We start from the raw sequence: 22953 nt of genomic DNA, 5'->3' as shown, positions 1-22953 counted from the left end.
TTAACCTGGCATCCGCCAGAGCTTCTGATAGCCGGAATACAGCACCTCGGCACGGATGTTGTGCAGGAACTGATCCACAATCAGCCCTTTTCCACCCGGCCCGAGCGGTGGAACATTGAAATCATCCACGCAGATCAGCGTCCCCGGCCCGATGAGCGAACGCACAGCCATGATTTCCAGCGCATGATGCACGGCGCTGGGCATGGGGTCTTTCATATCGAGATCGAAGCTGTCGAGATAAATCAGCGCCGCCGGCCCCGTCATGCGCGCGCTCAACATATCGAGCGCCGAGACGGAATCATTCAGGATCGTCTGCGTCACCCCGCTACAGGCACGCCGGGCGCTATCGACGCTGTCCGGATTGATATCGATCGTGATGACGGAGCCATTCTTTTCGCGTGCGTACCAGTCGAACTGGAACGTGCTCTGCCCGTCGCCTTCCCAATTGTTCGGCACACGCAGACATCCCGTCTCGATGATGAGCGGATCGCGATGACGGTCGAGGTGCTCGAACATCAATGCGAAACTATCCGCCCGCTTGCCCAGGCGGGACCGCATGAATGTCTCGAATCCTTGTCGAAATCCGCACGCCCGCGCCTCATCGGGCAGGCCGACATAAGCGTAATCCGCCTCCAGGCGGCCTGATTTCATGATATCGAGGGTCGTCCCCAGCTTGCGCAATGCCTCCACCGACGGACTGGCCCCGATCTCGCGGGCGACCGCTTCAAGCGTCTCAGGCGCCTCCAGCAGGCGTACGACCAGATCTTCCGCCTTATCGCCACTGATCCTGTTCAGGAGCGCAAGCAGGATCTCTTCCCTTCGGCGGCTCCGCCTGCTCCGATTTGCGGTTCCCGCTTTTTCTGTCGTGGTCGCTGCTGTCGTCATCACGCGCCTCCGGGGATGCCTGGTCACATTGTCCGAGGGCAGCGCGCTGTTGCGCATCGCTGCCGGAAGCCGAGCATCTTGTGTCAAAGCGCCCCGGAACGCAAAATGGCGTCTCGATTAGAACTTTTCCGATAACCGCCGTCAGCGTGCGGCAATACGCAGCCGTTCCGCCACGCGCGCGTGGCCCATCAACGGCAGCAGGTCGCGCATTTCCGGCCCCTTCTCCTCACCCGTCAAGGCGACGCGCAGCGGGTGGAACAGCCCCTTGCCGCTACGCCCCGTCGCGGCACGGATCGCATCGGTCCAGCTCTTCCAGGTCTCGGAATCCCACGGATCGTCCGGCAGAAGCGACAGCGCCTGAAGCAGATAGCCGCCCTCCTCCTCGTCCTGCACCGGCGGCACGATCGTGCCGCCGACCACATCCCACCAGTGCCGCAGTTCCGACAGCAGGTCGACATTGCCGCGCACGGCCAGCCAGAACGCTTCGGTCGCCCCTTCCGGCAGCAGGTCGCGCATGTCGGCGAACGGCTTCTGGTGCATCACCTTGCGGTTCAGCGCCATCAACTGCCGCATGTCGAACCGCGCGGCCGAACGCGAGACACGGCGGACATCATAGGTGGCCGCCAGTTCCGCGAAGGACAATGGCGCCGGATCGTCCGAACTGCCCAGCCGCGCCAGATACGAGACGACGGCCCCCGGATCGATCCCGTCCTGCCGCAGGGCACGCAGCGACAGCCCGTCGAAGCGCTTGGACAGCTTTCCCCCCGCCTCGTCCAGCAGCAGCGGCAGATGCGCGAAGGTAAAGCGCCCCGGCCGCGCACCCAGCGCCTCGGCAATGTCGATCTGCACGCCGGTATTGGTCAGATGGTCCTCGCCACGCAGAATATGCGTAACCCCGGTTTCCAGGTCGTCCACCACCGATGCCAGCGTATACAGCACCGTGCCGTCGGCCCGCACCAGCACAGGATCGGAAATGGAGGGCAGCTTGACCTGCGAACGCCCCATGACCAGGTCGTCCCACGCCACGATCCCGTCGGACAGACGGAAGCGCCAGTATGGCACCTTGCCGTTGGCCTCGGCCTGGGCGCGCTGCTCGGCCGTCATGCGCAGCATGGCGCGGTCATAGACCGGCGGCTTGCGCATGCGGATGCGCGCCTCGCGCTTGGCGGCCAGTTCCTGCTCGCTCTCGAAGCACGGATACAGGCGGCCGCTATCCTTCAGCGTCTCGATCGCCGCCGCATAGCGGTCCAGACGATCCGACTGGCGGAACGTCTCGTCCCAGCCGATCCCGAGCCATGTCAGGTCGGTGCGCAGCGCATCGGCATACTCCTCGCGCGAACGCTCGCGGTCGGTATCGTCGATGCGGAGCTGGAACGTGGCGCCATGGCGGCGCGCATACAGGGCGTTGGCAATCGCCTGACGGGCGTTGCCGACATGGATCAAGCCCGTCGGGCTGGGCGCAAAGCGGAGTTTCATGCCGCCTATATGCGTCGGACGCGCCGGAAAGACCAGCCGGAACGCCCGCCGGCCCGGCCGTTATTCTTCGATATCGTCCTCGTCATCCTCGACCAGCCGGCGCGGGTCCAGCGCCCGCCAGTCCCGCTCCATCGACGTGGCGGGATTGGCCGTGAAATCGTCCAGTTCGTTCGCCGAACGCCAGGCTTCGTCACCCGCGTCCTGGATTTCGGCATCCTCGCCGAACGTCAGCCACGATTGCAGCACCTCGCGCGGCGCGGCACCGGGCACCCGGCAACGCTCGATGCTGTCGCGCACATAGGCCCGCGCAAACGCATTGGCATGGGACAGATCGACGAAACCGCCGATTTCCTCGACGATTCCCTCTTCGGCGCCGCCCGACAGATCCATGATCCGGACGCGCCAGCCCGACTCGTCCGCCGTGGATTCGGAAATGGGAGGAGTATCGGTCAAATGCGCAATTCCCTGTCATGATGCCCGCAGGGCCATGCCCCGACGGCAGAATGGGATCAAGTGCCGGCGGCAGCCCGATCGCCCGCGCGACGCAGCAGAAACTCACGGCCGACCTTCACGCGGGGTTCGCCGTCATACGACACGATGTCGGCGGTCGCATAGGTTTCCGACCAGCGATCGGGAATGAACGAGCCGGTTCCCACCACGTCGATCGGCGCATGCGCATCGGCCATCGCCAGGCATTTCTCGACGTTGAACCCCGACGAGACGATAATCCGCACCTTCGGGAACCCGGCCTCGTCCAATACTTCGCGCATGCGCCAGATCGCGGCGGCCGAAACACCGGTCCCGACCAGATTCCGCAATTCGGTCTCGGACCGATAGCGCCGGATGGTGCCGGGGGTATTCCGCTCCAGCGCGGCATAGGATTTCTGGGGGTCCAGCCCCTCCAGAAACCGCCCGCCATGGGTATCCAGCCGCACCGCCAGCCGCCCCGCCGCCGCCAGTTCGGGAAAGGCGCGGCACACCGCCAGCCCGTCCGTGACCTCGTGCCCGAAATAATCGGTCAGCACCACGAGGTCGGATTCGGGAAACGCCTCATGGAACATCTCGGCGGCGCGCAGCGTCGAGCCCGCATAGCCGATCAGGGCATGCGGCATGGTGCCCAGCCCGGCCGACTGGCCGAAAAAGCCCGCCGTGGCATCGTTCGCACCACCGACAAAACCCAGCGCCCCCTCGCTCCGCGCCGCGAGACTGCCGATCGAGGCCGCATAGGCCATCTGCTCCTGCATCTCGAAGCCGGCGCAATGCCGGGCCTCCATGGCGAGAAAGCGCACCTTCGGCAGCGCCATCGCCATCTGGTAGGCATTCAGCGCCGCCACGCAGGGCGGCCCGAGCTTCTGCAACAGCAGAGTCTCCAGGTCGGCCAGCGCCGCGAACGAGCCGGTGATGTAAACCAGCGGCTCCCCCGCCCCGACCCACGCGCCCTCGGCAAACATCACCTCATGCGTCAGGGTTATCCCCCTGACGCGGGCCACGTTGTCCAGCCATTCGGTCATCAGCCGCGTCGCGGAGAGGACCGGCCGGCGGACGAACAGGGCATAGGTCACCCGCCGATCGCCGAAGCGGGTGACGATGTCGCGCGTCCGGTTGAAATACGCATCGGTCCGCGCCCGGATGGTCGCATCATCGAGCGCCTGAGATGGACCGAATGCCGTAGGTGACTGGACTGCCGACATCGTTCCTCCGATGTTTTTTCCGTTACGCGGCCTCCGTGCCCGTCTTGCCCGACCCGCCACGCAGGCGCGCCGTCAGTTCCTCGGCCAGCAGGAATGCCATCTCCAGCGACTGCTCGGCATTCAGCCTCGGGTCGCAGAAGGTCTCATACCGTTCACCAAGATCGGCTTCCGTCAAGCGGTGAGCACCGCCCACGCACTCCGTCACGTTCTGCCCGGTCATCTCCACATGCACCCCGCCAGGGTGCGCGTTTTCCGCCTGAAACACGTCGAAAAACCCGCGAATCTCGCTCAAAATCGCTTCGAACGACCGGGTCTTGATCTTGTTGACGGTCGAGATCGTGTTGCCATGCATCGGATCGCACAACCATGTGACCGTGCGTCCCGAGGCCACGACCTTGCGCAGCAGCGCCGGCAGATGCCGCGTCACGCCCTCGGCCCCCATGCGCGAGATCAGCGAGATCCGGCCCGGCTCGTCCTTCGGATTCAGGATCTCCAGCAGGCGCTCCAGATCCTCGATCGTCGTCGTCGGTCCCACCTTGATGCCGATCGGGTTGCGCACGCCACGCAGGAACTCGACATGCGCGCCATCCGGCTGGCGGGTCCGATCACCGATCCAGACGAAATGGGCCGAGCAGTCGTACCATTCCCCCGTCGTGGAATCGATGCGCGTCAAAGCCTGTTCATAAGGCAGCAGCAGCGCCTCGTGCGAGGTATAGAACTCGGTCTCGTCCAACTGCCGGCTGGTGGCACCGGTCACGCCACAGGCGGCCATGAAAGCCAGCGTCTCGTCGATCCGCTCGGCCAGCACGCCATAACGCTTGGCCAGCGGCGAACGCTCGACGAAGCCCAGGTTCCAGCGATGCACCTCATGCAGGTTGGCATAGCCGCCGCCGGCAAATGCCCGCAGCAGGTTCATCACCCCGGCCGACTGGAAATAGCCGGTTTCCATCCGCACCGGGTCGGGAATCCGCGCCTCGGGCGTGAAGGCCGCACCGTTGATGATGTCACCGCGATAGGACGGCAGGCTCACGCCATCCACCGTCTCGCTGTCCGACGAACGGGGCTTGGCGTACTGGCCAGCCATGCGGCCGATCTTCACCACCGGCACCTTGGCACCGAAGGTCAGCACCACCGACATCTGCAACAGCACGCGGAACGTGTCGCGGACGATATCGGCGGTAAACTCGCTGAAGCTCTCGGCGCACGCGCCGCCCTGCAACACGAAGGCCTTGCCCTGCGATGCGGCGGCCAGGCTGGCCTTCAGGCGCCGCGCCTCGCCGGCAAAGACCAGCGGCGGATATCGGCGCAGCCGGTCCTCGACCGCCTGTAGCACGGTCGCGTCGGGATATGACGGAACCTGACGGATGGGAAACGACCGCCAGCTTTCCGGCGTCCAGGCCTGCCGGGAAGATTTGTCGTGGCTGTGCGTCGCACTCATGGTCGGTTCCTAAAATTCCTCTGATCGTCCGGTCGCGACATCCCAGCGATGCGCGCCGCCATCTTCCCCAGCCCGCGCCCCGATGGCCGGCCTTGCAACGGGGGAGCCTTTATGTCGAAAATCGCCTCTCAACGCAAAGAGGATCATCGTCTCGCAGGCGCCGGACGACATATTCGTACGCCCGCATGACCGATGCACCGCTTTCCCCGCCTGCCTGCCATGTTTTCCGGGCGTGCAACGGCCCGCCGCAATCGGCTAGACCGGCTGGAACAGGGACAGGTCGCTATCATATGCCACGGATCGCCCCGCAAGGCCCCCCTCTCGCCCACCTGCGGCATGGAAGGGGTCTTAACGGCCCAAGGCACACATGACATGGTGTGTCCCATATGAAATGGAAGGATTTCCCATGCCGGCCACATTCCGCACCAGCCTGCTTCCGCTTCTGGCCGGCTTCTGCCTGCTTGCCGTCCCCGCGCTCGCAGCACCTGGCGACACGCAGCAGCATCCGCAGAACCAGGACGGGGTCGAAGCCCAGCGCGGCGAAGACCTGACCGTCAAAGGCCGTCGCAGCCTGCCGCCCGGCTATCAGGACGCACCGTCGATGGACATGACGCATGGGCCGGACCCGGATCACGAAGCCAACGTGCATCGCGACGCGGTCACCGGCACCGACCTGTCACGCTTCGGCAGCGCCTATCAGAGCAGCAGCCCCTACGGTCAGGGCCAGCTCGGCGACGCCACAGGCAATGGCTGGGTCACGCCGCGCTAAGTCATCCGCCAGGAAAACGCGCGCTGCCCGATCCGGCGCGCGTCCGGAACGGGCAACATCGCACAGTTCAGTCGCTGGACCGCTCCGTGACCCGCGTGCGCGTCCGCATGGTCACGAACTCCTCGGCCGAGGTCGGATGAATGCCGACCGTGCGGTCAAAATCCTGCTTGGTCAGCCCCGCCGTCACGGCAATGGCCAGCCCCTGCATCATCTCCGGCGCATCGTCACCCAGCATGTGCGCACCGACGACCTTCTGGCTCGCCTGATCCACCACCAGCTTCATTACCGTCTTGCGCGTGCGGCCACTGAGCGTGTGACGCATCGGCGTAAAGCGCGCCAGATAGATATCGACATTGCCCTCGCGCGCGGCTTCGCTCTCGGTCAGGCCGACACTGGCCAGCGGCGGCGAGAAGAACACGGCCTTGGGCGTCGTCTCCAGCGACCATTCGCGCGGATGTCCGTGACCGAACAGACGATCGGCCAGACTATGGCCCTCGGCAATGGCAACCGGCGTCAGGTTCATCCGGTTCGTCACGTCACCGATGGCGAAGATGCCCGGCACGTTGGTCTCGCCCATGGCATCGACGACGATCCGCCCACCCGCCGTCACCGACACACCGGCATGGTTCAGCCCCAGCGCATCCACATTCGGATTGCGCCCGGTCGCGAAGAACACACAATCGGTCTCGATCTTCGCGCCATTATCCAGTTCGACCGTGTAGTGGCTGCCATGGGCACGGATCGCAACCGGCGACCGCCCGGCATGCTGCCGGATACCCCTGCTCTCAATGGCCTCGTGCAGCGCCGTGCGCAGATCATGGTCGAACCCGCGCAGCGGCAGATGCTGGCGATAGACCAGATCGACCTCCGACCCCAGCCCCTGGAAGATACCGGCGAACTCCACGCCGATATAACCGCCGCCGACCATGCACACCCGCTTCGGCCGCGCGTCGAGATGAAACGCCTGGTCTGAGGAAATCGCATGCTCGATTCCCGGAATCTCGGGCAGATCCGGCCGCGACCCGGTCGCGATCACGATCCGCGCCGCCGTCACGCGCCGCACCGGCGCGTCGGGCGCCAACGCGCCCGGCCCGATCACGACGGTATGCGCATCCTCGAACCGGGCGGTGCCGGTAAACAGCCTCACCCCGGATTTTTCCAGCATCGAGACATAGATGCCGTTCAGGCGCGTAATCTCATGGTCCTTGGCGGCGATCAGCGCCGCCCAGTCATGATGGCCGGGGGCGACCTCCCAGCCAAACCCATGGCTGTCACGGGCCAGATCGCCATATTCGGCGGCCTGCACCATCAGCTTCTTGGGCACGCACCCCAGATTGACGCAGGTGCCGCCCCAATGCCGGTTTTCGGCGACGGCCACGCGAGCACCGTGCGCGGCGGCGATGCGCGCGCAACGCACACCGCCCGACCCCGCACCGATGACGAACAGGTCGAAATCATACGTCATGTCGGATTCCCGATCAGCGTTCGGCGAACGCCTTTTCGACCACATAGGCACCGGGCTTCGAATTGTTGCCCTCGTCGAAGCCGCGGGATTCCAGCAGTGCTTCGGTGTCGGCCAGCATTTCGGGCGAACCGCAGATCATCACGCGGTCATGCTCGGGGTCCAGTTCCGGAATATTCAGATCGGTGAAGATCTTGCCGGACTCGATCAGCTTGGTGATGCGGTCGGTCACCGCGAATTCCTCTCGCGTCACCGCCGGATAGTACAGCAGCTTGCCCGACACATCCTCGCCCAGGAATTCATGCTGCGGCAGTTCGTGGCGGATATGGTTGGCATAGGCCAGTTCGCCCGAAATCCGCACCGTATGGCTCAGGATCACCTTGTCGAACCGCTCATAAACCGCCGGGTCCTTGATCAGGCTCATGAACGGCGCCAGCCCGGTACCCGTCGAGAGGAAATACAGGTTGCGGCCGGGGCGCAGATTGTCCAGCAGCAGCGTGCCGGTGGGCTTGCGGCCGATCAGCACCTTGTCGCCCGGCTTGACGTGCCGCAGGCGCGAGGTCAGCGGGCCGTCGGGCACGGCGATGGAGAGGAATTCGAGCTGTTCCTCGTAATTCGCGCTCGCGATCGAATAGGCGCGCAGCAGCGGCTTGCCCTCGACCTCGATGCCGATCATCGCGAACTGCCCGTTCTCGAACCGCAGCGCGGCATCGCGGGTGGTGGTGAAGCTGAACAGACGATCGGTCCAGTGATGAACGGTCAGGACCGTCTCGGCATTCAGATGGCCGTAGGTCTTGGTCGGCTCGGCCAGATGATACACGCCAGCCTCACCCGGAACGGGTTCCAGACCGCTCGGCACGGCCTCCGCAGGCAGGGTCCCGACAGGGGTGGTCCCAACAGGCATGGTCAACGTATCGGACATGAGATCAGAACTCTCCGTCATGACAGGAACTCATAGGCCACGACCCGCGGCATGCGCCCCGTTCGTGCAGGAGGGAGAGATGTTTAAGCACCCTACGCCCCCGATGCCAGCACAAAACCGCGATCGGAGGGTTGAGACACGGGCAGATCTGCCCCACGCACAACCGTTGTGAGATGACGCGCAATGGCGCACAAACCGGATATGACATCCAATTCCCCCGCCGTCAGCGCCGTCGCCGCCGCCATTGCCGAAACCGGCCTGACCGTCGAAACCCGCGAACTGCCCAAACTGGAACGCACGATCGCCCGTGCCCTGACACCGGGGCAGGATCGCGTCGACGATGCAACTTTCCGCGCGGCGCTGTGTACCGTACGCCGCAAGCCGTGGGGCTCGCGCCTGATGGACCTCACCCGCCGGTCGGGCCAGGTGTGGGTCACCCGCGCGGATACCGAAGCCGCCGCCGCCACGATCGAGGACCCCGAACCCGATGACGCCCGGCTGCTCGATGCGCTGTCCGCCGTCATCCGCGCGCGCCTGCGGGCCACCGCCCCCACCCCCGAGGCGGCGGTCGAAACCATCCGCGCCGACCTGTTCGACGGCACCGGCCGCGTCCTGACCCCCGCCGAGACCGAAACCCTGTCGCGCGCGGTGGCCGAAGCCTTCGCGCTGGACCCGCGCTCGGGCTTCGTCGAGGGCATGCGGCGCGACGCCGACATCAGGCGGCAGGAACAGGAGGCCATCGAACAGGCCGCCCGCACCCGCCGCACCGAGGAAGAACGCCGGCTGCAGGAATGGGAAGCCAGCCTGGTCGGCTTCTCCGAGGTCCCCCGCCTGCTGCGCTGCTCGGGCAAGGAAGCCCTGCGCTGGATCGCCGAAAACCGCCTGCCCGTCGCCCGCCGCGTGCCGCAGCCGGACGGCACGGAGCACTGGGAATTCGACCCCAGGGAACTGGTGGCGCTGCGCAAGCACCTGCCGGAATGGCGCGGCGGCGCCCCCACCACCCCCGCCCTGGTTCCCGACGCCGGCACCCGCAAGGTCGGCAACGCCGTCATCGCCCGCGTCGCGGCACTCGATCGCTACGCCGCACATTTCAAGACCGCACGCGCATTGAAGCGCCGGATCACCCTGGTCACCGGCCCGACCAACAGCGGCAAGTCCCACACGGCGCTGGAAGCCCTGGCACGGGCCGAAAGCGGCATGGCCCTGGCCCCCTTGCGCCTGCTGGCCCACGAATTCCGCGAAGCCCTGACCGCGCGCGGCGTCCCCACCTCGCTGGCAACGGGCGAAGAGCGGATCGACGTCCCCGGCAGCCGCCACCTTGCCGCCACGGTCGAGATGTGCCCGCTGCACAACCCCGTCGACGTCGCCATCATCGACGAAGCCCAGATGCTGTCGGACCCCGATCGCGGCGCGGCCTGGACGGCGGCGATCATGGGCGCCCCCGCGCGGCACCTCTACGTACTGGGCGCCCCTGACTGCGTGCCGATGGTCCGCCGCATCGCCGAACTCTGCGGCGACCCGCTGGATGAAGTCCGACTGGAACGCAAAGGCCCGCTGGTCACCGCCAGCGAGGCGGTCCAGATCAAGGACCTGAAACCGCATGACGCGCTGATCGCCTTCTCACGGCGCGAGGTGCTGGACCTGCGCGCCCTGCTGGTCGCACGCGGCCGCAAGGTCGCCGTGGTCTACGGCGCCCTCAGCCCCGAGGTCCGCCGGGCCGAAGCCCAGCGCTTCAACGACGGCGCCGCCGATATCCTGATCGCCACCGACGCCATCGGCATGGGCCTGAACCTGACGATCCGGCGCGTGATCTTCACCGCCCTGCGCAAGTTCGACGGCACCCAGACCCGCGACCTGAACGCGCAGGAGGTCAAGCAGATCGGCGGCCGCGCCGGCCGCTACGGCAAGCACGAACAGGGCATCGTGGCGGTGCTGGCCGGCGCGGGTAGCGCCGCGTTCGTGCGCACCATGCTCGCCGCGCCACCGGCCGAACCGACCGACCTGCGCCCGCAGGTCCAGCCCGATTCCGACATCATCCAGGCGGTCGCGGCCGAAATCGGGTCCGAGAGCCTGTTCGGCGTGCTGTCGCGCATCCGCCGCGCCGTGCTGCGCCATGACGACCCGAACTACCGCCTGGCCAACATGGAGCAGGCGTTCGCCATCGCCACCGCATTGGAAGGTGTCACCGGCCTGACGCTGGCCCAGCGCTGGGTCTATGCGATGTGCCCGGTGGACGACCGCGACAACGGCATCCAGCGCCTCGTCCAGTGGGCCGCCGATCACGCCGCCGACCGTCCGGTCATTCCCCCCGGCACCGGCCGCCTCCCCCCCGCCGAACGCGCCGATCGCGTCGAGCTGGAACGCGCGGAAAAACGCCACAAGCGCCTGGTCGCCTGGCGCTGGCTGGCCCTGCGCTTCCCCGACGCCTACCGCGCGAGCGAAGACGCCGAAGACGCCACCGCCCGCCTCAACGACTGGATCGAAGACGTTCTGCGCCAGCAGAGCAGCCGCGCCCGCGCGGACGAAGCCGGGCGGGGACGCCCGGTATCGAAACACCCCGGTCATGGACCTCGCAGCCAATCCGGCGACGGCAGATCCAGCGATCACCCCCCTGGTCCGAACACCTACAAGCGGACAGACAGACCGCGCGGCAAGAGCCTCCGGACGCGCTGATCGCCGAACGACACGACGTCGTCTGACCGGCTCCATCGTCCCGAACCGCCTGGCCTGCGGTCGCGCCCGTTCCAAGACCCGAATCCCTTGAAACGCGACCCGACCGTTTCCGTTCCCTGAAAATGAGAATGATTATGAAAATCTATTGCAAAACATTGCCGCACATGAAATTAATATTAAGTCGCATCTGCATGGAACGAAACAAGTGTCTTATCGTGAGCGCATCAGACAAAAAGGCGGGAAGAATCCTCACTCCCGGCGAATATGTGGCTTCATCGTAACGTTTCTGCTTACCGGCACCAGCGCTCACGCGGTCGCGCCGATGGTCAATATGGGTAACGCAGCGGCGGCCGGAGACGAATCGTCAAACGGCGTCTTCGGTTTTCTCGACAATTGGAAGCGCAGCGCGAATCTGCTCGGCAACATGTGGGGCCTGCGCTCGGAACTGGGAAAAGCCGGTATCGTACTCGCCGTCCAGGAAACATCCGAGGTGTTCGGCAATCCTTCCGGCGGCATGCGTCGCGGTGCCGATTATGACGGCCTGACCGTGGCAGTACTTCAGATGAACACCCAGCGCGCCTTCGGCTGGTATGGCGGAACATTCCAGGTCAGCATGGAGCAGGTCCACGGCCGCAACCTCAGCGCCGACAATCTCGACGCCTATCAGACCATCAGCGGCATCGAAGCCGACCGTTCGACGCGGCTTTGGGAACTCTGGTTCGATCAGAAGCTTCTCGACCAGCAGAAGCTGGACATCAAGATCGGCCAACAGAGTCTCGATCAGGAATGGATGGTCAGCAGCAACGCGCTTGTGTTCGCCAACACCATGTTCGGCTGGCCGATGGTCCCCTCCGCCGATCTGCCGGGCGGCGGTCCAGCCTATCCGCTATCCGCGCTTGGCGTGCGCGGCAAATACTGGCTTACGACGCCGCTTTACGTGCAAGCTGGCATCTTCAGCGGCAGCCCGGCCTATAACGTCTCGGGCGACGCCCAGCAGAGCAATCGGTCGGGCACCAGTTTCGTCCTCAATCGAGGCGTCATGGCGATCGTGGAATTCCAATATGTTTATCCGGGGCTGGGGGCCATGGTCTCGCCCGATGAGGTAGAGGCGCTTTCGCGCGTCTACCGTATTGGCGGATGGTATGATTCGGAACCATTTTCCGACCAGTATTGGGACAATACGGGCAATGCGCTGGCCTCGCCCGCCAGTAACGGCACAGCCCTGACCCATCGGGGCGCGTTCAGTTTCTATGCGGTCGCGGACCAGATGCTCTGGCGCAGCCATGTCGATCCCAACCGGACATTCAACGTCTTTGGCCGCGCCATGGGCACGCCCCAGGCCGATCGTGTTCCCATCGATTTCAGCATGAATTTCGGCTTCACCTTCAAAGACCCGCTGCCGTACCGGCAGGACGATACGCTCGGCCTCGCCATGGGGTACACCCATGTCAGCAGCGCGCTGGCGAATTACGATCGTGCCGTTCGCAGATATACCGGCGCCTACAGCCCCGCGCAGGGCGGCGAATCCTACATGGAACTGATGTACCAATGCCAGATGACGGGCTGGCTGCAATTGCAGCCCGATTTCCAGTACATCTTCAACCCCTCGGGCGGCGTGCCCAATCCGCTCCATCCCGACCGGCGGATCAAGGACATCGCGGTCATCGGCCTCCGCTCGAACATCGCTTTCTAGAGCATATCCTTTTTGAACGCGTGCGTTCGAAAAGGTTAAACCGCTCGTAAAAAACAACAAACCAGAAAATTTCCATCGAACCTGTTGTTCGGTGGAAATGCTCCGGGTGCAAACCTCATGAGACCCACGATGCGCTCCATTCTCTCCGCCCTTGCCTTTGTCGGCGCCGCCTGGGCCTGCGGGAGCCAACATGCCGCGGCGGCCCCCAAAGGCTTCCTGGAGACGATCCACCGCCACATGATGCTCGCTTCCACAAGCCCCGGCAATGGCGACCTGAACCCCTACGCCGTCTTCCTGGTGCCGCAAGACATGGGTGTCTTGCACAAGGACGAGGTGATGGTCACGAATTTCAACAACATCACCAATCTTCAAGGGACCGGCACGACGCTTGTCGTCTATTCGCCCGCGACGAAGACATCGCGGCTTTTTGCGAGCGTGCCACCCAACCTTGCCGCCTGCCCGGGAGGAATCGGCTTTACGACCGCGTTGACAATCCTGAAATCCGGGTGGGTCATTGTCGGCAGCACGCCGAGCAAGGACGGCACGACCGGGACGAAGGGCGACGGTTGCGTGCTCGTCTTCGACGCCAACGGCACGTTCACCGAGGCATGGAAGGGACCCCTCATCACCGGCCCATGGGGCGATATCGCCAGCATCGATAACGGCGATTCCGCCGTGCTGTTCATCTCGATGGCCGCCGCCGGCCTGCCGGCGCCCGATGTGCGCGACCCCGTCACCCATTATCCGCCGATCCTGCACAATGCGACCGTACTGCGGATGAATCTGCGCATTCCATCTGGTCAGCCGCCGGTTCTCGAAAAGCAGACGGTCGTCGCCAGCGGGTTCGCCGGACGCGCGGATCGCGACAATTTTCTCTTTGGCCCGACCGGCCTCGCCCTCGACACCGATGGCACGCTTTACGTGACCGACGGGTATGACGAGGAAGTCACCGCCATCGACAATGCGGTGAACCGCACGGACCCGGTCACACGCCAGAACGACGCGGTGGGGCGGGTCATTACCAAGGGGGGATTGCTGAACTGGCCCCTGGCGATGATCTGGGTGCCCGGACATCACCTGCTGGTCGCCAACGGGCGCAACGGGCAGGTCGTCGAAATCGACCCGGACGCCAAAAAACAGATCTACGCGCAATGGGTGGACAGCGACCAGGCGCAGCAACCGCCCGGCAACGGCGATCTCTTCGGCCTGGCCATGACACCGGACAACAAAGGTTTCTATTATGTCGAGGATGATATGAACACGCTCAATCTGAGCGCGCCTTGAGGCGACCGGCTATGATCATTTCACTGCCGCGCCGCGCCGTTCTCAGTGCGGCGCTGGGCGTTGCGGGCACGCACCTGCTCGCCTCGTCACCCGCTTTCGCCATAACGCCTTCCGTGCCGCACCAACCGGGGATCGCGACGCCGCAACAGCCCTTTCTCTATTTCATCGCCTTCGACCTGACCGCCGAAAAGCGTCAGGACGTCGCCGCGCTGATGCGGCGCTGGAGCATGGCGGCCGATGCGTTGATGGCCGGACGGCCCGTCCCCGGCTTCGTCGATCCACAAGACGCGGAAGGGCTGTCGGCGAAGGGTCTGACGCTGACCTTCGGCTTCGGCCCCGGCCTGTTCCTCAAGGACGGCAAGGATCGTTACAATCTGGCCGCCCGGCGTCCGGCGCCCTTGGCCGATCTTCCGCGTTTCAACGGAGATCAACTCGTCCCGGCCCATACGGGCGGCGATCTGTGCATCCAGAGTTGCGCGGGCGATCCGCAGACAGCGTTTCACGCCATACGCGTCCTCGCGGCGCTCGCCTACGACACGGCAACGCCCCGCTGGGCCCAGACCGGCTTCATGCCGAGCTTCGGCAAGGGCAAAACGCCGCGCAACCTGATGGGCTTCAAGGACGGAACGATCAATCCCGACATCGACGACCCCAAGGTCGCCGATCGCGTCCTCTGGGCCGCGCCGGACGATCTGCCCTGGATGCAGGGCGGAACCTATCTGGTCGCGCGCATCATCCGCATGGCGCTGGAACATTGGGACAGGATGAAAGTCGGGTTCCAGGAACAGACCATGGGGCGCCAGAAACAGAGCGGCGCGCCCATCGGCGGCCACCGCGAGTTCCAACCCCTGACGCTGAAGCAGATGGACAAGGACGGCAACCCCGTCACGGCCCAGGGCGCCCACGCGCGCCTCGCGGCTCCCGAGGAAAATGAGGGCGCCCAGATTCTGAGGCGCGCCTATGCCTATGACAACGGTTTGAGCTACGTCGCCGAACGATGGCCGCCGTGGCGCCAGGGCAACGAGTTCGACGCCGGATTGATGTTCCTCGCCTATCAGCAGGACCCGCGTACCGGTTTCACAAAAATCTTCGAACGCATGTCGAAATTCGATATGATGAACCAGTTCACCACCCATGTCGGCGGCGGCCTGTTCGCCTGCCCCGGACGCGCGTCCGGCGACTATGTGGGCCAACGGCTTCTGGAGGCGTAAATGCACGGGATAAAGGCGATTTCGCGATGGTTCGGAATCGCCCTTGTCACGCTGCTCGCCTCCTGCGCGCACGCCCCTCCACCCCAGCGCCCCGCTCCGCCGAAAAACGCATTCCGACAGTTCGATCCACCGTCACCCGGTGTCGCGAACCGACCGCAACTCAATCTGGGCGGGGAATATTGACGCCCCGGCGCGCGTCAGGGCACTCCCACCACCGCAAGCCCACCCATATACGGCCGCAGCACCTCCGGCACCGTGATGCTGCCGTCCTCGTTCTGGTAATTCTCCATCACCGCGATCAACGTGCGCCCGACCGCCAGGCCGGAGCCGTTGAGCGTATGGACAAACTCCGGCGCGGCCCCTTCGGCCGGCCGGAAACGGGCATTCATCCGCCGCGCCTGGAAATCGCGCGTGGTGGAGCACGACGAAATCTCCCGCCACGCATCCTGCCCCGGCAGCCACGCTTCCAGGTCGAACGTCTTCGCCGCACCGAAACCGGTATCGCCGGCGCACAGCAGCATGCGGCGATAGGGAATGCCCAGCCGCTCCAGCACCGTCTCGGCGCATCGTGTCATGCGCTCCAGTTCCGCGTCGCTGTCTTCCGGCCGGGTGACAGACACCATCTCCACCTTCTGGAACTGGTGCTGCCGCAGCATGCCCCGCGTATCGCGGCCGGATGCCCCGGCCTCGCTGCGAAAACAGGAGGACAGCGCCACCATCCGGCGCGGCAGGGCCGCCCCCGGCAGAATGTCCCCCGCCACGCTGGCCGTCAGAGGCACCTCGGCGGTCGGCACCAGCCAGCGCCCGTCCTCGGTGCGGAAGGACTGGTCGGCGAATTTCGGCAGCTTGTCGGTGCCGAACATCGCGGCCTCATTGACCAGCACCGGCACCGCCGTCTCGGTATAGCCATGCTCCTGCACATGCAGGTCGAGCATGAACTGCCCCAGCGCCCGCTCCATCCGCGCCAGCGCCCCCCGCAGCACCACGAAGCGCGCACCGGACAATTTGGACGCGGTCTCGAAATCCATCATGCCCAGCGCCTCGCCCAGCGCGAAATGCTCGCGCGGGGCGAAGGCGAAGTTCCGCCGCTCGCCGACCTGATGCACGACCACATTGGCGGCCTCGTCCGCCCCATCGGGCACGGCCTCATCCAGCCGGTTGGGCAGCGTCACCAGCAGATCGCGGATTTCGGCATCGCAATCCCGGACCACCGCTTCAAGCCGCTCGATCTCCTCGCGCAGCGCAACAGCCTCTGCCTCCAGCGCCGCGCTGTCGGCTCCCGTCCGCCGCAGGGTTCCAATCTCCTTCGACAGCGTCTTGCGCCGGGCCTGCCGATCCTGCAACGCCGTGACGGCGGCACGCCGGTCTTCGTCCAGCCGCACCACATGACCGGCAACGGGGGCATCGCCCCGGCGCGTCAGGGATGCGTCAAAAGCGGCCGGATCGGCGCGGAGCGCGCGAAGGTCATGCATCGGAATTCTCCTGGTCCGGGTCCTCGGGGCGCTTGGGTTGAACCATGCGCGCACAGATGATGGAAATTTCGTACAACCCGATCAGCGGCACCGCCAGACCGGTCTGGGTGATGATATCCGGCGGCGTCAGGATCGCCGCGATCACGAAAGCCCCCACATAGGCATAGCGCCGGAAGCGTTTCAGCGTGGCGGCGGTCACGATCCCCACCCGCGCCAGCAGCGTCAGCGCCACCGGCAGTTCAAACGCCACGCCGAACGCCATGATCAGCTTCATGACCAGCGCGAGATATTCCGACACCTTGGCCTGAAGCTGGATCTGCAGCCCGTCCTGCCCGTCGGCGGTCTGGAACGACAGGAAGAATTTCCAGGCGAAGGGAAAGACGAAATAATAGGCCAGCGCCGCCCCCATCACGAACATGATCGGGGTCGCGACCAGAAACGGCAGAAAGGCCCGCTTCTCGCTGCGATACAGCCCCGGCGCCACGAACATCCACGCCTGCATGGCCACCATCGGAAAGGACAGGAACCCCGCGCCGAAGATCGCCACCTTGATGTAGGTAAAGAAGGCTTCATACAGCGCCGTATAGATCAGATGCGGCTGCTCGCCCTGTGCGCGCATCACGTCGCCCAGCGGCTGGGCGAGAAACAGATAGATCCGCGCCGAGAAATGGTAGCACAGCAGGAAACACAGTCCGAACGCCGCCGCCGACCAGATCAGGCGGCGCCGCAATTCGACCAGATGTTCCAGCAGCGGCATCGGCTGGTCGTTGATCGGATCGCCATGGCTCCGATTGTCGTCGTTCAGGTTCGTCGCTCCCGGCTTGGACTCGTCCATCACGTCGGCTCTCCCGCGTGCACCGTGCGCGCACCGGGCGCATCCACCGGCACGCGCCGCGCCCCATGGATCACCCGCACCGGCGGCAGGAAAGCGGGCGGATGCAGCCGCGCCCGATCGGCCGCCAGCCGCCGCGCCACGGCAGGCGGCAGCAGGGCGGGCGCAGGACCGGCATCGACGACCGCCGGAAAGGCTGCATCGTCCCGAGGCTGCGCCGGCGGCACATAGCCATAACGATGCTGCCCGTCCGGATCGTAACCGGGTGCCGCGCCCAGCGGCGGGACCAGCGGTGCTCCGGGCCGCGTATCCAGCGGCGATTCGTTGAAGGTGCGCTGAAGCGTTCCGTCATCGTCGATCGCCCGCATGATCTGGTTGCGGACATTGAAGCGCCGGATGCCGCTCAGCGTATCCCGCGCCTCGGTCAGGTCGGCCTCGCGCACCATCTCATCGACATGGGTCTGAAATTCCGAGGCCATCTTGCGGGCCTTCTTGATCAGACCGGTGACGGTGCGGATCGCCACCGGCATGTCCTTTGGCCCGATCAGCAACAGGGCGACGACACCGATCAGCGCCATCTCGGACCATGCGAAATCAAACATGACCGATCCGTGGCTCAGATATGGACATTGACCAACTCAGACATGACAGGGCGCGAACCGCGTCGAAACAGGCGCGGAAAGGAAGGACACCTATCACGCCACCGGCGGAGCGGAAACCGCTTCCGTCTTCGCCTCATCCGGAGCGGCGGCCCGCAGGACGGGATTATCCGGCACATCCACCAGCAATTCCTCGCGCCGGGGCAGGTCGCGCAGGTCGCGCAGGCCGAAATGCCGCAGGAAATCGGCCGATGTCCCCCACAGGATCGGCCGCCCCGGAACCTCCTTGCGCCCGCGCGGCACGATCAGCGAGGCTTCCAGCAGATTGTCCAGCACCTGCTGGCTCAGCGACACGCCGCGAATGTCCTCGATTTCCGCGCGGGTGCAGGGCTGGTGATAGGCGATGATCGCCAGGCTCTCCAGCGTGGCACGGGGCAGTCGGCGCGGGCGCTGCAACACGCGGGTCAGGCGGGGCGCCAGGTCGGCCACGGTCCTGAACTGCCATCCACCGGCCACCTGGACCGGCGCCACGCCCCGTCCCTCATATTGCCTCACGACGCCCTCGATCACGGCACGCACATAGGCCGCCAGATCCTCGGCCTCGGGCGGCACCAGACCCTGCCCCTCCAGCAATTCGGCGATCGCGCGTTCGGATACCGGCTCCGGGCTGGCAAAGATCATGGCCTCGATCAGCCGGATCGCCATCGGCACGGCCGGCGTCCCCGCCTCCTCGGAATGTCCCGAAGCCGGGCTGCCCACGGCCCCGGCAATACCCGGTTCCTCGCCGGAAACCGGCGCGGACGGTGCCTGCTGACTGTCGTCGGTCATTCCGCCGCGTCCATCCTCTCCATTTCCGGCGCCATATCCGGCCCCGTATCCGGCCCCACATCCGGACCATCGACCGCCTGCCCTCCGGCATTGGGGCGCAGCATGATCCGGCCGAACTGTTCATCCTGCCGCAGTTCGATCGTCCCGTTGCGGGCCAGTTCCAGCCCGGCGATCAGCGTGCCGGCCATCGCCGCCCGGCGCTGCCGCATGCGTTCCTCGTCATCCTCGCCCTCCATCGCCGGCCCCCCTTCGGGCAGGAAAGCCCCAAGCTCGCACCACGCCCCGCCACCGGGGATGGTGTCGGCGCCCAGCAGGCGGTGCAATCGGGCCAGCGCGTCCTGCACCGTCCAGAAATGCATCCGCCGAGGCTGATAGACCCGCTTGCGCGCCCCCCGCCGCATGGCGGCCATATAGGCACCCATCAATTGCGGCAGGTCCAGCGCCAGCCCGGAACGGTCGATTTCCGTCAGGTCCTCGCGCTCGCCACGGGCAAATACGTCGCGGCCCAACTGGGGGCGCGCCCCCAACCACGCCGCCGCCTGCCCGATCCGCGCCAGTTCGACCAGCCGCGCCTGGAGCAGTTCGGCCGCCTCCTCGGCGTCGATATCCTCGCCGTCCTCGGCCGGCAGCAGCAGGCGCGATTTCAGCCAGGCCAGCCATGCGGCCATCACCAGCCAGTCGGCCGCCAGTTCCAGCCGGATGCGGCGGGCCGATTCAACGATCGCCAGATATTGCTCGACCAGTTGCAGGATCGAAATCCGCGCCAGATCGACCTTCTGCGCCCGCGCCAGTTCCAGCAGCAGATCCAGCGGCCCCTCGAACCCGTCCAGATGCAGCATGGGCGCGGTCAGCCCATCGGGCAGGCCCTCCTGCCCTGGCCCATGCAGACTGTCGACGGGCGCGGTCGCCAATGGCCCGGCCTAGAACCCGGCCAGGGTGCAGGCCAGACCGTTCAGCCGCACATGCTCGCAGAACGACGTAGCCTGGGCGATGCTGGCAAACCCGCGCGTGCGCAGCCGGAAGAACACGGCGCCATTGCGTTCGGTCCGCTCGATGACCGGCGTATGGCTCCCGAACAGCTCCGGATAATGCTGCGTCAGGCGCGCCCACTCCTTCTCGGCCGCCTGCTGCGAATCCAGCGCCGCAAGCTGCACGCCATAGCGCCCGCCCGCCACCGGAGCGGCCGGCGCCACCGCAGGCGCGGCACTGGCGGCCACCGGCGCGGATGCGGCAGGCTTGGCGGGCAGCGACGCCGACGGCGGCGGCAACGCGGCACCAGAGCCCGGAACGGCGGCAGCCGGCGCGGGACTGGCGGCAGGCGACGCGAGCGGCGCCTCGGACACAGGCGCGCTGGCCGGTGCCGGCACGGATGCCGCAACAGGCGGCGTCGCGGCCGGTGTCGATGCCGTTGCCGTTGCCGCATCCGTGGCCGGCGGCTGGCCGTATTGCTGGGCCAGACGGTCGGGGCGCGGCTGTTCCGGCCCCGGTGCCAGACGCGCCACCGCGCCATCATCGCCAGTTGGCGCCTCGGCTCCCAGAACCTGCATGCCACCCGGATCGACCGGCCGTACCCGCACCGGGCCGGGCGGCGGCCCAAGAACGGGAATGCCCGTCTGCTGGTGTCCCAGCAGCGCCCAGCCGCCGATGCCAAGCACCAGCAAGCCACCCAGCCCCGCCGCACCATAGGCCAGCCGCCGCGTCGTGGGGTCGGCGCCCAGCAATCCGCCGGCCCGGCGGGCCGGGCGCTTGCGCTGTGGCGGCGGCGCTTCCTCATCGCCGTAATCGGCGCTCATGCGCTCGCGCACGCGGTTCAGGCGGTCCTCATAAGGGTCGCGGCCGGAGGGATCGGTATCGCTCATCGCATTTCCTCAACCGGCTCAACACCCAGAACCGCCAGACCCGAACGGATGACCGTGGCCGTAGCCTCGACCATCGCCAGCTTCGCACGGGTGGCAACCAGATCATCTTCCTGCAGAAAGCGCAGTGTCGCATCATCGCGGCCACGATTCCACAATGTATGGAAATCGCCCGCCAACTCGCCAAGATAGAAGGCAATCCGGTGCGGCTCATGCGCCTGGGCGGCCCCTTCCACCGTGCGCGGCCACTGGGCGATCCGCCGCAGCAGCGCCATTTCGGCATCCGACCCGATTCCATCGAGGTCCGCCTCGACCAGCGCCACTGGCGTAATCGCCGCCTCCCCCAGCATCTCCTGCGCCGCCCGCAGCACGGAACGGCAGCGCGCATGGGCGTACTGCACATAGAACACCGGATTATCGCGGGTCTGCGCCACCACCTGGTCCAGATCGAACTCCATCTGGGCATCGGCCTTGCGCGTCAGCATGGTAAAGCGCACGGCATCGCGCCCCACCTCGTCGATCAGGTCGCGCAGCGTGACGAAGGTACCCGCCCGCTTGGACATCCGCACCGGCTGCCCGTCGCGCACGATCCGCACGATCTGGCACAGCAGCACATCGAACCCGACCGCCTTGCCCCCAACCGCCAGCGCCTGCACCGCCGCCTTCATCCGGGTGACGTAACCGCCATGGTCGGCGCCCCAGACATCGATCAGCAGGTCCGCGCCACGACGCACCTTGTCGTCGTGATAGCCGATATCGTTGGCGAAATAGGTGTTCGACCCGTCCGACTTGCGCAACGGCCGGTCCACGTCGTCGCCGAACGCGGTGGAGCGGAACAGCGTCTGCGGCCGGGCCTCCCAATCGTCGGGCAGCTTGCCCTTCGGCGGCTCCAGCACGCCTTCATAAAGCAGGCCCTGCGCATCCAGCCGCGCGATGGCCCGATCGGTCACGCCACCGGCCAGGATCGCGGCCTCGCTGGTAAAGACATCATGCCGCACGCCCAGCGCGTCCAGGTCCTCGCGGATCATCGCCATCATCGCGCCGACCACGAAGGGCTTCACCGTGTCCATCCAGAGCTCGGCCGCCGCCGGCTGGCCATCCGGCCCGGCCAGCCCGGTGCCGTGCAACTCGGCCAGCGCCTGCCCCACCGGCACCAGATAATCGCCGCCATACTGGATGCCGCCGGGCACCAGCGCGGCGAACGCCTCGCGGTCCATGGTCGTGCCGATGGCCTCCAGGTACCGCCAGTAGGCGGCCCAGGCCAGCGCGATCACCTGAGCGCCGGCATCGTTGATGTAATATTCCTTGGTGACCGCATAGCCGGCCTTGGCCAGCAGATTGGCCAGCGCATCGCCAACGACGGCGCCCCGGCAATGCCCCACATGCATCGGCCCGGTCGGGTTGGCCGAGACATATTCCACATTCACCCGGACACCCTGCCCCAGCGTGGCGTCGCCATAGGATTCGCCGGCCCGCAGCACGTCGCCCACCACCGCGCGCAGCACCGATTCGTCCAGCGTCAGGTTGACGAAGCCAGGCCCGGCCGGTTCCGCCTTCGCGATGCCCGGCACCTCCACCAGCGCCGCCGCCAGTTCGGCCGCGATCTCGGCCGGGCGGCGCCGCGCCGGCTTGGCGGCCAGCAGGGCGGCATTGGTCGCCATGTCGCCATGCGCCGGATCGCGCGTCGGGGTCAGTTCCACCCGCGCCGCCACCTCCTCCGGCAGGTCCGGAACGATCCGTCGCAGGGCATCGCGCACATGCGAGAGATAGCGAACGAACAGGCTGTCGGACATGCGATGCGGCTTCCCACTGAAACACCGGCGCGGACGGATCGCCCGCCCAGCGCGTATGAACGTTACTGG

The 22953-nt window shown here is 66.2% G+C and carries 19 protein-coding genes; 5 read left to right on the top strand and 14 right to left on the bottom strand.

What is annotated here, in order from left to right; translation table 11 throughout:
* The 5 genes from HLH25_RS04830 to HLH25_RS04810 all read right to left on the bottom strand — a co-directional run bounded on the left by HLH25_RS04830 (window position 1) and on the right by HLH25_RS04810 (window position 5490).
* Window positions 1–885 (bottom strand): hypothetical protein, encoded by an 885-nt coding sequence (locus HLH25_RS04830; RefSeq protein WP_182972999.1) that lies wholly within the window; start codon window positions 883–885, stop codon window positions 1–3.
* A gap of 141 nt (window positions 886–1026) precedes the next feature.
* Window positions 1027–2361, bottom strand: a complete 1335-nt coding sequence (gene gltX, locus HLH25_RS04825) for a glutamate--tRNA ligase (RefSeq protein WP_182972998.1) — start codon at window positions 2359–2361, stop codon at window positions 1027–1029.
* Window positions 2362–2421: 60 nt separating this feature from the next.
* Complete coding sequence (locus tag HLH25_RS04820) at window positions 2422–2751, bottom strand: hypothetical protein (protein ID WP_220791690.1); 330 nt, start codon at window positions 2749–2751, stop codon at window positions 2422–2424.
* 119 nt (window positions 2752–2870) lie between these two features.
* Window positions 2871–4052: a beta/alpha barrel domain-containing protein gene (locus HLH25_RS04815; protein WP_182972997.1), complete on the bottom strand. Its 1182-nt coding sequence runs from the start codon at window positions 4050–4052 to the stop codon at window positions 2871–2873.
* A gap of 22 nt (window positions 4053–4074) precedes the next feature.
* Window positions 4075–5490 carry a class II 3-deoxy-7-phosphoheptulonate synthase gene (locus HLH25_RS04810; RefSeq protein ID WP_182972996.1) on the bottom strand — a complete coding sequence of 472 codons (1416 nt, stop codon included), beginning with the start codon at window positions 5488–5490 and terminating at the stop codon, window positions 4075–4077.
* A 406-nt stretch (window positions 5491–5896) separates the two neighbouring features.
* Between HLH25_RS04810 and HLH25_RS04805 the strand changes: the two genes are divergently transcribed.
* Window positions 5897–6259 carry a hypothetical protein gene (locus HLH25_RS04805; RefSeq protein WP_182972995.1) on the top strand — a complete coding sequence of 121 codons (363 nt, stop codon included), beginning with the start codon at window positions 5897–5899 and terminating at the stop codon, window positions 6257–6259.
* A gap of 67 nt (window positions 6260–6326) precedes the next feature.
* Here HLH25_RS04805 and gorA read toward each other — a convergent pair whose 3' ends face one another.
* Together gorA and HLH25_RS04795 are read right to left on the bottom strand one after the other, a co-directional pair.
* Window positions 6327–7724 carry a glutathione-disulfide reductase gene (gene gorA / locus HLH25_RS04800; protein WP_182972994.1) on the bottom strand — a complete coding sequence of 466 codons (1398 nt, stop codon included), beginning with the start codon at window positions 7722–7724 and terminating at the stop codon, window positions 6327–6329.
* Between the two features lie 13 nt (window positions 7725–7737).
* On the bottom strand, window positions 7738–8643 hold the full coding sequence (locus HLH25_RS04795; protein WP_182972993.1) for a ferredoxin--NADP reductase: 906 nt from the start codon (window positions 8641–8643) through the stop codon (window positions 7738–7740).
* A gap of 201 nt (window positions 8644–8844) precedes the next feature.
* Between HLH25_RS04795 and HLH25_RS04790 the strand changes: the two genes are divergently transcribed.
* From HLH25_RS04790 to HLH25_RS04775, 4 genes are all read left to right on the top strand, one after another.
* The gene (locus tag HLH25_RS04790) at window positions 8845–11316 is read left to right on the top strand and encodes a helicase-related protein (RefSeq protein WP_182972992.1); all 2472 of its coding nucleotides are present in this window, start codon (window positions 8845–8847) and stop codon (window positions 11314–11316) included.
* Window positions 11317–11647: 331 nt separating this feature from the next.
* The gene (locus HLH25_RS04785; protein ID WP_246401345.1) at window positions 11648–13009 is read left to right on the top strand and encodes a carbohydrate porin; all 1362 of its coding nucleotides are present in this window, start codon (window positions 11648–11650) and stop codon (window positions 13007–13009) included.
* A gap of 129 nt (window positions 13010–13138) precedes the next feature.
* Window positions 13139–14293 carry an NHL repeat-containing protein gene (locus tag HLH25_RS04780; protein WP_246401342.1) on the top strand — a complete coding sequence of 385 codons (1155 nt, stop codon included), beginning with the start codon at window positions 13139–13141 and terminating at the stop codon, window positions 14291–14293.
* An 11-nt stretch (window positions 14294–14304) separates the two neighbouring features.
* Complete coding sequence (locus tag HLH25_RS04775) at window positions 14305–15504, top strand: Dyp-type peroxidase (RefSeq protein ID WP_182972989.1); 1200 nt, start codon at window positions 14305–14307, stop codon at window positions 15502–15504.
* Between the two features lie 197 nt (window positions 15505–15701).
* On the opposite strand, the gene serS is transcribed toward HLH25_RS04775, so the two are convergent.
* The 7 genes from serS to argS all read right to left on the bottom strand — a co-directional run bounded on the left by serS (window position 15702) and on the right by argS (window position 22884).
* Window positions 15702–16976 (bottom strand): serine--tRNA ligase, encoded by a 1275-nt coding sequence (gene serS / locus HLH25_RS04770; protein ID WP_182972988.1) that lies wholly within the window; start codon window positions 16974–16976, stop codon window positions 15702–15704.
* Window positions 16969–17811, bottom strand: coding sequence for a twin-arginine translocase subunit TatC (tatC, locus tag HLH25_RS04765; protein ID WP_415529601.1), 843 nt, complete (start codon window positions 17809–17811; stop codon window positions 16969–16971). The genes serS and tatC overlap by 8 nt, the downstream gene beginning before the upstream one ends.
* Entirely contained in the window at window positions 17811–18410 is a 600-nt protein-coding gene (tatB, locus tag HLH25_RS04760; protein ID WP_182972987.1) for a Sec-independent protein translocase protein TatB, read from the bottom strand. Before tatB ends, tatC begins: the two co-directional genes overlap by 1 nt.
* Before the next feature lie 93 nt (window positions 18411–18503).
* Window positions 18504–19112 carry an SMC-Scp complex subunit ScpB gene (gene scpB / locus HLH25_RS04755; RefSeq protein WP_246401410.1) on the bottom strand — a complete coding sequence of 203 codons (609 nt, stop codon included), beginning with the start codon at window positions 19110–19112 and terminating at the stop codon, window positions 18504–18506.
* A gap of 119 nt (window positions 19113–19231) precedes the next feature.
* Window positions 19232–20074, bottom strand: a complete 843-nt coding sequence (locus tag HLH25_RS04750; RefSeq protein ID WP_182973088.1) for a segregation and condensation protein A — start codon at window positions 20072–20074, stop codon at window positions 19232–19234.
* A gap of 81 nt (window positions 20075–20155) precedes the next feature.
* Entirely contained in the window at window positions 20156–21094 is a 939-nt protein-coding gene (locus HLH25_RS04745; RefSeq protein ID WP_182972985.1) for an SPOR domain-containing protein, read from the bottom strand.
* Window positions 21091–22884: an arginine--tRNA ligase gene (gene argS, locus HLH25_RS04740; RefSeq protein ID WP_182972984.1), complete on the bottom strand. Its 1794-nt coding sequence runs from the start codon at window positions 22882–22884 to the stop codon at window positions 21091–21093. The genes HLH25_RS04745 and argS overlap by 4 nt, the downstream gene beginning before the upstream one ends.
* Between the last annotated feature and the right edge of the window lie 69 nt (window positions 22885–22953).

Origin of the sequence: Gluconacetobacter dulcium, assembly GCF_014174165.1 — a bacterium.
Classification (GTDB): Bacteria; Pseudomonadota; Alphaproteobacteria; order Acetobacterales; family Acetobacteraceae; genus Gluconacetobacter; species Gluconacetobacter dulcium.
This window is presented reverse-complemented; position numbering and strand designations above follow the sequence as displayed.